8 protein-coding genes are annotated in these 9,566 nt (G+C 67.2%); 1 reads left to right on the top strand and 7 read right to left on the bottom strand.

Annotated elements, in window-relative coordinates; all coding sequences use genetic code 11:
• From KVT39_RS15585 to KVT39_RS15570, 4 genes are all read right to left on the bottom strand, one after another.
• The coding region (locus tag KVT39_RS15585) for an acetyl-CoA C-acyltransferase (RefSeq protein ID WP_217589503.1) at positions 1–731 on the bottom strand (731 nt) is incomplete at its 3' end.
• Between the two features lie 99 nt (positions 732–830).
• The gene (gene phaC, locus KVT39_RS15580) at positions 831–2,696 is read right to left on the bottom strand and encodes a class I poly(R)-hydroxyalkanoic acid synthase (protein ID WP_217589502.1); all 1,866 of its coding nucleotides are present in this window, start codon (positions 2,694–2,696) and stop codon (positions 831–833) included.
• Positions 2,697–3,055: 359 nt separating this feature from the next.
• Positions 3,056–3,895, bottom strand: coding sequence for a peptidoglycan editing factor PgeF (gene pgeF / locus KVT39_RS15575; protein WP_217589501.1), 840 nt, complete (start codon positions 3,893–3,895; stop codon positions 3,056–3,058).
• Between the two features lie 6 nt (positions 3,896–3,901).
• A complete protein-coding gene (locus KVT39_RS15570; protein WP_034181298.1) occupies positions 3,902–5,110 on the bottom strand; it encodes an RluA family pseudouridine synthase in 1,209 nt (402 codons plus the stop codon).
• Positions 5,111–5,151: 41 nt separating this feature from the next.
• Here KVT39_RS15570 and KVT39_RS15565 point away from each other — a divergent pair, with 41 nt between their 5' ends.
• Positions 5,152–5,976, top strand: coding sequence for an outer membrane protein assembly factor BamD (locus KVT39_RS15565; protein ID WP_021163132.1), 825 nt, complete (start codon positions 5,152–5,154; stop codon positions 5,974–5,976).
• 121 nt (positions 5,977–6,097) lie between these two features.
• Here KVT39_RS15565 and KVT39_RS15560 read toward each other — a convergent pair whose 3' ends face one another.
• The 3 genes from KVT39_RS15560 to KVT39_RS15550 all read right to left on the bottom strand — a co-directional run bounded on the left by KVT39_RS15560 (position 6,098) and on the right by KVT39_RS15550 (position 9,447).
• Positions 6,098–8,347: an ATP-dependent DNA helicase gene (locus KVT39_RS15560; RefSeq protein ID WP_105392270.1), complete on the bottom strand. Its 2,250-nt coding sequence runs from the start codon at positions 8,345–8,347 to the stop codon at positions 6,098–6,100.
• A 55-nt stretch (positions 8,348–8,402) separates the two neighbouring features.
• A complete protein-coding gene (locus KVT39_RS15555; protein WP_034181296.1) occupies positions 8,403–8,618 on the bottom strand; it encodes a YdcH family protein in 216 nt (71 codons plus the stop codon).
• A 76-nt stretch (positions 8,619–8,694) separates the two neighbouring features.
• Entirely contained in the window at positions 8,695–9,447 is a 753-nt protein-coding gene (locus KVT39_RS15550) for a hypothetical protein (RefSeq protein ID WP_034181295.1), read from the bottom strand.
• Between the last annotated feature and the right edge of the window lie 119 nt (positions 9,448–9,566).

Here is a 9,566-nt window from a genome sequence, read left to right as displayed (position 1 = left end):
GCCGTCACCGAACCGTCCTTCGAGAACGCCGGCTTCAGCCCCGCCAGCGATTCCGCCGTCACGCCGTGACGCACGAACTCGTCGGTCGCGAACTGCAGCGGCTCGCCCTTGCGTTGCGGAATCGACACCGGCACGATCTCGTCGTCGAAGCGCCCGGCCTTCTGCGCGGCTTCCGCCTTGTTCTGCGACAGCGCCGCGAACGCGTCCTGCTCTTCGCGCGTAATACCGTATTCCTTCGCGACGTTCTCCGCCGTGATGCCCATGTGGTACTGGTTGTACACGTCCCACAGCCCGTCGACGATCATCGTGTCGACCAGCTTCGCGTCGCCCATCCGGAACCCGTCGCGCGAGCCCGGCAGCACGTGCGGCGACGCGCTCATGTTCTCCTGGCCGCCCGCGATCACGATCTCCGCGTCGCCCGCGACGATCGCGTTCGCCGCCAGCATCACGGCCTTCAGGCCCGAGCCGCACACCTTGTTGATCGTCATCCCCGGCACTGCCGACGGCAGCCCGGCCTTGATCAGCGACTGCCGCGCCGGGTTCTGCCCCGAGCCGGCCGTCAACACCTGGCCCATGATCACTTCGCTGACCTGCTCGGGCTTCACGCCCGCACGCTCCAGCACCGCGCGGATCACCGTCGCGCCCAGCTCAGGCGCCGCAATCTTCGCAAGCGTGCCGCCGAATTTGCCGACCGCGGTCCGCGCGGCCGATACGATCACTACGTCCGTCATTTCCCTGTCCTCCAGGCCCGCACGACACGGCGCATCGTTACCGGCCCTGTTAAAAAAACTGCGGTGCATCGGACAGCGTGCGCCGCTGTCCGGTTTTCGTCAATCGCGCTGCAATACGTAGCGCCCCGGCGCCGGCTCGATCACCGGGAACTGCGCGGAACCCGGCTTGGCGGGTGGCGCCACCTTGCGGCCGCCGTACTGGTCGAGCCACTCGACCCAGGTCGTCCACCAGCTTCCCGGCTGCTCGGCCGCACCGGCGAACCAGTCGTCCGCGGCTTCGGGCAGGTCGCTGTCGTTGACCCAGTAGCTGCGCTTCTTCTTCGCCGGCGGATTGATCACGCCCGCGATGTGACCCGACGCGCCGAGCACGAACTTCAGCGGGCCCGACAGGATCGACGTCGACGCGTAGGCCGTCTGCCACGGCACGATGTGATCCTCGCGCGAGCCATAGATGAAGGTCGGCACGTCGATCAGCGACAGGTCGACGGATTCGCCGCACACGGTCAGCGCGCCCGGCTCGCGCAGCTTGTTCTCGAGATAGGTATTGCGCAGGTACCACGCGTACATCGGGCCCGGCAGGCTCGTCGAGTCGCTGTTCCAGTACAGCAGATCGAACGGCGCGGGCGTGCGGCCCTTCAGGTAGTTGTCGACGACGTAGTTCCACACGAGATCATTCGGCCGCAGGAACGAGAACGTGTTCGCGAACTCGACGCCGCGCATCAGCCCCGGTTGCGTGCCGTTCTTGCCGCCGATGGTCTGCTCGCGCATCTGCACGTGCGCCTCGTCGACGAACACGTCGAGAATGCCCGTGTCGGTGAAGTCGAGCATCGCGGTGAGCAGCGTCATCGACGCGGCCGGGTGCTCGCCGCGCGCGGCGAGCACCGCCAGCGCGGTCGCGAGCATCGTGCCGCCGACGCAGAAGCCGAGCGTGTTGATCTGTTCGCGGCCGCTGACCTGCTGCACGGCATCGATCGCCGCGAGCAGCCCTTCGTTCATGTAGTCGTCCCACGTCTTGTGCGCGACCGATGCATCCGCATTGCGCCACGACACGAGGAACACCTGATGGCCGCTCGACAGCGCGTGCGCGACGAGCGAATTCTCGGGCTGCAGGTCGAGGATGTAGAACTTGTTGATGCACGGCGGAACGATCAGCAGCGGCCGCTCGAACACCTTGTCCGTCTTCGGCGTGTACTGGATCAACTGGATCAGGTCGTTCTCGTAGACGACCGCGCCTTCAGTACACCCGAGGTTCTTGCCGACCACGAACTGCGATTCGTCGGTCTGTGAAATCTTGCCGCGCTGCAGGTCGCCGAGCAGGTTCATCATCCCCTGCCGCAAGCTTTCGCCCTGCGTCTCGAGAATCGATTTCTGCGCGTCGGGATTGAGTGCGAGGAAGTTGCTCGGCGCGGCGGCGGCCGTCCATTGCTGGACCGTGAACCGAATGCGCTCGCGCGTCTTCGGATCGGTCTGAAGCGCGTCGGCCAGTTCCTGCAGATAGCGCGCGTTGAGCAGATACCAGGCAGCCGCGAACGCATGCGCCGGCGACGCCTTCCATGCATCGCCGCTGAAGCGGCGGTCCTTCAGTTCGGGCGATTCGAGCTTCGCGGCGGCCGCCTGCTGCATCAGCGTCATGCAATCGCGCGCGTAGTCGGCCTGCAGTGTCTGCAGCCGTTCGGGCGGAATCGCCGCAACCGGCAGCTTCAGCCCCGCGAACGGCGACGCCATGCTGCCCAGATCGGGCATCGACGGCACCTGGAACGGAAACGAAGTCGGGAACTGGAATGTCGCGAACGGATTGGCGGTGGCCGACGCAGTCGCGGCGCGCGCCGGATCTGCAAAACCGCGCCACGCGCTCAACCACGATTCGAACATCTGCTGCATCGGCTGGGCGGCCGGATCGAAGCCGGTGCTGCCCGTGGAAGTGCCCGCCTGAGCGGACGTCGACGAATTTTTCGATGCTGTCATTACCTGCCTTACCGGTGATTCGTGAGCGTCTATCGTGAAATCCTGCTCGCGCGCGGCGTGCCGGCTGCGAGCCGGGCCGTCATGCTCTGGAGAGGCGTCTCCAGATTCTGCCGCAGTGCGGTATTTTTATCATTATCGTTTTCCCCATGTGAAGCGCCATGTCAAACCGCTGAACATTTCCGCACAGAGATAATCCGTGCGCAACAGACGGGACAAGGGTTTCGGCGAAACATAAAACATTTTGGTCGACTTGACTTCGGGATTTTTCATTCGGCTGCGCATGCAACGCCGCATTGCCGTCTAAATATCGAGATAACCGATTTCGCGACGCAACAAAACCATGCGCGCATGCGCATGCGTCAATCGGCCAGCCAGATCGCCGCCGCCATGCGGCCCGTCACGCGGTCGCGCCGGTACGAATAGAAGCGCGCGCGTTCGGTGACCGTACAGGCGGTCCCGCCGCTCACGTGCGCCACGCCGGCACGCGCGAGGCGCAGGCGCGCGAGCGCATGGAGATCGGCGAGAAACTTGCCGGGCGTGCCGTCGATCGCGACGAACGCACGACGGGTTTCATCATGCTCCGACTGCGGGGCCGTGTCGAGAAACGCGTCGCGCACGTCGGCGCCGACCTCGAACGCCTGCGGGCCTATCGCCGGCCCGAGGTACGCATGAAGCGTGTCCGTCGCGCCGCCCGCGAGTGCCGCGACGCGCGCCGCGGTCTGCTCGACGATGCCGGCCGCGAGCCCGCGCCAGCCCGCATGCGCGGCGCCGACCGCGCGGCCCCGCGCGTCGCACAGCAGCACGGGCAGGCAGTCGGCCACCATCACGACGCAGACGGCGCCCGTCCGGTCCGTGACGCTCGCGTCGGCCCGCACCGGTGCCGCAGCCGCGGGCGCCGCCGCGATCACCTCGTCCGCGCGCACGATCTGCGCGCCGTGAACCTGCTCGAGCCATGCCGCGCTCGACTGGCCTGCCAGCGCGAGCAAGCGCGCGCGATTCGCGGCGACATGGACGGGATCGTCACCGGTATGCAGGCCGAGATTCATCCCGCCAGCCAACGCGGCACCGTCCTGCCAGCGCCCGTACGGGCCTTCGCTCACGCCGCCGTCGCGCGTCGTGATCAGCGCGCGCACGCGCGGCGACACCTGCCAGTCGGGCTGCACGCAGTCCTGCCACGTCAACGGCGTCAGGTTCGTCATCGGCACTCACTCCTCCTCATCGTCCAGGTACGGCTCATCGTCGTGATACTCGCCGCCGAAATCGTCATCGTCGTAGACACCGTCGTCGTCGTCGAATTCCTCGTCGCCCTGCCCGAAGCCGAGCGCCGCGACGAGTGCGTTCATGTCGTCCGGCAACGGGCAGCGCCACTGCATCGCCTTGCCGGTGACCGGATGCACGAGGCCGAGCCGCCATGCATGCAGCGCCTGTCGCGCGAACCCGTCCGGAAGCGGCGCGACCGAGCGCTTGCCGCGCGCGCGTCCGTAGACGGGATCGCCGAGCAACGGGTGCCCGGCATGCGCGCAGTGCACGCGGATCTGATGCGTGCGGCCGGTTTCGAGGTCGCACTGGATCGCCGAAACCGGCTGACGTTGCCACACGCATGTGTCAACCGTGCGGAAATGCGTGCGCGCGGGCTTGCCCGACGCGCCCGTGACGACAGCCATGCGCGTACGCTCGCGCGGATCGCGGCCGATCGGCGCGTCGATCGTGCCTTCCTCGGGCATCGTGCCCCACACGAGCGCGAAATAGCGGCGCTTCACCGTGCGGGCCTGCAGCTGGCGCACGAGGTCCGTCTGCGCGGCCAGCGTGCGTGCCACCACCATCAGGCCGGAGGTCTCCTTGTCGAGCCGGTGGACGATCCCCGCGCGCGGCAGGCCGGCCGCCGCGTCGCCGTAGCGATGCAGCAGGCCGTTCAGGATCGTGCCGCTCCAGTTGCCGGCCGCCGGGTGCACGACGAGGCCGGCCGGCTTGTTGATGACGACGAGCGCGTCGTCCTCGTAGATGACGTCGAGCGGCACGGGCTCCGGCGTGAACGCGAGCTGCTCGGGAAGCAGGTCGGGCACGAGCTCGATCTTCGCGCCGAGCGGCACCGGCTGGCGGATCTTCGCCGGCGCGCCGTCGAGCAGCACGCGCTGCGCCTCGATCCAGCTCTGCAGGCGGCTGCGGGAGAATTCGGGGAACAGCTGGGCGAGCGCCTTGTCGAGGCGTTCGCCCGCGAGCGACAGCGGCACTTCGACGACGCGCGGCGCGTCATCGCCCGCCGCGGACGGCGCCACGGGCGGTTGCAATACGTCGCCGGTCAGATCGTCATCGAGGGAATCCCCCGAGGCAGCGTCGGCGGGCCGACCGCTTGGGCTATAATCTTCGCGATTTGGTGTGCCCGGCTGGGCATTCTGCGAACTTGAACGGGTCATTTAGACTGGGTCACCGAGACTTGAAGCTAGGACATGCGAGCATGATGAATTCGACCAAACGTACGGCCAGAACCGTCGCCGCCCGGGCTGCGGCGGTAGCGGCCGCGGCCCTCATCGCCGGCTGCCACGGCTTGCCGCAGAAGCAGGACGAGACGGCTACCTGGTCGAACAACAAATTATACTCAGAGGCCCAGGACGCACTGTCCGGCGGCGACTGGGGCAAGTGCGCGAAATATTTCGAATCGCTGCAAGGTCGCGATCCGTTCGGCCATTTCGCGCAACAGGCGCAGATCAACGTTGCATACTGCAACTGGAAGGATAACGAAGCGGCAGCCGCCGACCAGGCCGTCGACCGCTTCATCCAGCTCCACCCCGATCATCCGGATATCCCGTACGCGTACTACCTGAAGGGGATGATCCACTTCAACGACGATCTGGGCCTGTTCGGCCGCTTCTCCGGCCAGGACATGAGCGAGCGCGATCCGCAGGCGCTGCGCGAATCGTACGATGCGTTCAAGGTCGTCGTCGACCGCTTCCCGAAGAGCAAGTACGCGCCCGACGCGGCTGCACGGATGCGCTACATCGTCAACGCGCTCGCGTCGCACGAAGTGCACGCGGCCGACTACTACTACCGTCGTGGCGCGTATGTCGCGGCCATCAACCGCGCGCAGCTCGCGATCAAGGACTACAAGGGCGCGCCGGCGATCGAGGACGCGCTGCACATCATGATCCTGTCGTACGGCAAGCTGAACCAGCCGCAACTCGCCGAGGACACGAAGCGCGTGCTGGCGGGCACGTTCCCCGACAGCCCGTACGTGACCGGCCATTCGCGCCCCGGTGCGAAGAAGTCGTGGTGGCAGTTCTAAAGCGCTGCGCGACGCAACGCCAGTTGCACGAACAAAAAACCCGGCCATCGAGCCGGGTTTTTTGTTGGCGCCGCATTGCGGCGGCACAGGCGCGGTCGCGCGGCGGTCGCCGCGCGCGCCGTCACATGCGTTTTTCCGAGCGGTGCTCGTCGAAGAAGTCCTGGACGACCGCGATCTCGCGGGTCCGCTTGAACGGCGGCAGGCTCTGCCAGATCCGGCGCCCGTAAGGCTTGTCGACGAGCCGCGTGTCGCAGATCATCAGCACGCCGCGATCCGTCTCCGCACGAATCAGCCGGCCCGCGCCCTGCTTCAGCGTAATCACGGCCTGCGGCAACTGGTGCACGGCGAACGGGCTCAAGCCCTTCTTCGTCAGCGCGTCGAGCCGCGCGGCCAGCACCGGATCGTCGGGCGGTGCGAACGGCAGCTTGTCGATCACGACGAGCGACAGCGCGTCGCCGCGCACGTCGACGCCTTCCCAGAAACTCTGGCTGCCGACCAGGATCGCGTTGCCATACGCGCGGAAGCGATCGAGCAGCTCGGTGCGGCTCGCATCGCCCTGCACGAGCAGCGGCGTATTCCAGCCGCGCGCTTCGATCACGTCGCGCAGCTTCGACGCGATCCGGTCGACCGCGCGCAACGTCGTGCACAGCATGAACACGCCGCCGCCGGACGCCTCGATCGCCGGCAGCGCGGCATCGAAGACGGCATCGGTAAATGCGGGCGAAGACGGCTGCGGCAGGTTGCGAGGCACGTACAGCAGCCCCTGCGACTGGTAGTCGAACGGGCTTGCGAGCGTCATCGAACGACGCGAGCTGAGGCCCATCTGCGCCGCGTAGTGCGTGAAATCGCCGCGCACCGACAACGTGGCCGACGTGAACACCCATGCACGGGGCACGCCCGCGCGCTGCTTCGCAAAGATCGGCGCAACCGACAGCGGCGTTTCGTGCAACTGGACGGTATGCGCGAACACCTCGACCCAGCGCACCTTCTCGTTCGGATCGCCGTCGGACGCCGCCTTGTCGCCGGCCGCTGCCTCATCGGCCTTCGCGGCCGCCTCCGCCGCGCCGGGCGCGACCCAGCCGGCCAGCAGGTCCTGCAATTCGCGTGCGCGCCGCAGGCATGCACCGAGCGACTCCGCCCGTTCGGCCTGGCTCGCGAGCGCCGACGCGAGCGCATCGAGCGCCGCCTCGAGCGCGTCGAGCGCGCCGAACATCGGATGATCGTCGCCGAGCTGGGCGAGCGACATGCGGACGATCTGGTCGTTCGCGAACGCGAGGCGCAAGTCGCGTGCCGCCCGTTCGAGATCGCCGCCGAGCTTCACCCACTCGACCGCGTCGCGCGCATGGCTCAGGCCTTCGGCCACCGTGTCGCGCGCGAGCTCGAGGATCTGCGTCGTCGACAGCGTCTCGCCGAAGAACAACGTCGCCGTCTCCGGCAACTGGTGCGCTTCGTCGAAGATGATCGTGTTCGCGTTCGGCAGCAGTTCGGCCATCCCCGTGTCGCGCAGCATGATGTCCGCGAAGAACAGGTGGTGGTTGACGACGACGACGTCGGCCTGCTGTGCCTCGCGCCGCGCCTGCATCACGAAGCATTCCTTGTAGTGCGGGCACTCCTGGCCGAGGCAGTTGTCGCGCGTCGACGTGACCATCGACCACACGGGTGCCGTTTCCGGCACGCTCGCGAGTTCGGCCTTGTCGCCGCTCTTCGTGAGCTTCGCGAAGCGGACGATTTCCTGCAGGTAGGCCGTGTCCTGCCGCGACGGCAGGCGGCCGTTGTCGGCCGTGCGTTGCAGGTAGTAGTGGCACAAGTAGTTTGCGCGACCCTTGAGCATCGCGACCGTCACCGGCACCGCGAGCGCGTTGCGCACGGTCGGGATGTCGCGCTGGAACAACTGGTCCTGCAGGTGCTTCGTGCCGGTCGACACGATCACCTTGCCGCCCCACAGCATCGCGGGCACGAGATACGCGTAGGTCTTGCCGGTACCCGTACCGGCCTCGACGATCAGCGTGTTGTCGCCTGCGTCGCTGTCGGACTCGGCGGCCGCGGCATCGTCCGCCGCCGGCCCGGCCGTCTTGTCGCCGTCGCCGAGGCGGCGCGCCGGCCGCTTGCGGGTTTCGAAGATCTCGGGTTCGGGCATCCGGCGCGCGGACGCTTCCATCGCGGACGCAACCGCACGCGCCATCTCGATCTGCGACGTACGCGGCCGATAGCCGTCGAGCGCGCGCGCCAGCAACCCGCCTTCGCCGAAGATCGTGTCGAGTTCGTCGACGCGCTTGCGGCTCAGCTCGAAGGTGCCTTCGGGCGCACGAACGCGCCCGGCGGACGACGCGTCTCGCCGGGCATCGGGGGTGGCTTCAAGCGGTGAATTCAAGGCAAGCGTTCCTGTGTCCAGCGCCCGAGCGGCGCCGGCGCTTGCCAGGCCGCGCTCAGGCGCGCTTATCCGGTTCCAGCTGCGATTGCAGCAAAATGATTTTGTCCTTGGCTGCCAGCTTTTCCTTCTTCAGCCGGTGCAGCGTGATGTCGTCGATGTCGGAGTGTCCTTCCTTCAGCTCGATCTCCCGAGCGAGCTGCTGGTGCTGCTCCTGCAATGCAGCCAAACGGTTGTGCAATTCCTGCTGCTGTTCCGTGAGACGGTTTTGCATGTTTGCCTCCTCATCGAAGCAGCGCGCCGGCTGGCGTGCCAACGCGCACGAGACTGATCCCGATCAATCCAACACGTTACTGCCCCTGCTGTTGCTGCTGCTTGGCCTTCTCGGCCGCTTCCTGCTGACGCCGCTCGACATCGGCCTTGTGCTGCGCGGCTTCCTTCTGCTTCTGCTCGTAGCGCACGGCGTTGTCCGCCCGCTCCTGCGCCTTCTGCGCCGCCTGCTGGTGCGCCTGGTCGAGCTTGCGCTGGAAGTCGGCCTGCTTCTGGTCGTATGCCTGCTTGCTCGCCGCGCGCTGCGGCCCTTCCGCGCCGCGCTGTGCCTGCTTCAGCGCATTCTGCTCCTGCTTGTCGCGGAACGCAGCCGCGTTCGCCGCGTCGTTCGCCGCGCGCTGCGGCGCTTCCGCCGCATTCTGCGCCTGCTTCAGCGCCTGTTGCTGGTCGCGCTGCTGCGCGCGCACCGCGCGCTGCTCGTCGTTCAGCGCAAGCTGCTCCTGGCGGATGCTCGCCCGCTCGTCGCGCATCTGGTCGCGAGCCTTGCCGAGACAGTGATTGACGAAGAACTTGCTGTAGCAATCGTGCTCGGCCACCGCATAACGATAATCGTTTTCCGCGGAGCGCTGATTGAGCACTTTTTGACGGGCGTCGAAATCCGGTGCGGCTGTGGCCGTAGCGGGTGCGGCTGCGACGGCTTCCGGCGCGGTTGCGTCGGAAGCCTGCGCGAACGCACCGGAAGGCCCGGCAGACAAAGCCGCGGCGAGCGCTGCGCCGAGCGCGGCGAGAGAAATGCGGGAAGTTGGCAACGTCGTAGGAAAGCTGCGGGACATGTGTCAAATTCTATCACCCCCGGCTGGGCGCTCCGCCATTTATGGCAAAATGCCCCGCTTCACCCACCCGCGGCATCTGGCCCGTCGGGCCGCCGTGCAGCCTGCCGCTCCGGGCCTGC

This window comes from Burkholderia sp. GbtcB21 (genome assembly GCF_019091065.1).
GTDB classification, from domain to species: Bacteria; Pseudomonadota; Gammaproteobacteria; order Burkholderiales; family Burkholderiaceae; genus Burkholderia; species Burkholderia pyrrocinia_C.
Note: the sequence above shows the minus strand (reverse complement) of the source record. Positions and strands in the feature narration are given on the sequence as shown.

Excerpts from the sequence above, each read along its gene's own strand:
- phaC (WP_217589502.1), bottom strand. The coding sequence starts at position 2,696 with ATGACAGCATCGAAAAATTCGTCGACGTCCGCTCAGGCGGGCACTTCC.
- pgeF (WP_217589501.1), bottom strand. The coding sequence starts at position 3,895 with ATGACGAACCTGACGCCGTTGACGTGGCAGGACTGCGTGCAGCCCGAC.
- KVT39_RS15570 (WP_034181298.1), bottom strand. The coding sequence starts at position 5,110 with ATGACCCGTTCAAGTTCGCAGAATGCCCAGCCGGGCACACCAAATCGC.
- KVT39_RS15565 (WP_021163132.1), top strand. The coding sequence starts at position 5,152 with ATGATGAATTCGACCAAACGTACGGCCAGAACCGTCGCCGCCCGGGCT.
- KVT39_RS15555 (WP_034181296.1), bottom strand. The coding sequence starts at position 8,618 with ATGCAAAACCGTCTCACGGAACAGCAGCAGGAATTGCACAACCGTTTG.
- KVT39_RS15550 (WP_034181295.1), bottom strand. The coding sequence starts at position 9,447 with ATGTCCCGCAGCTTTCCTACGACGTTGCCAACTTCCCGCATTTCTCTC.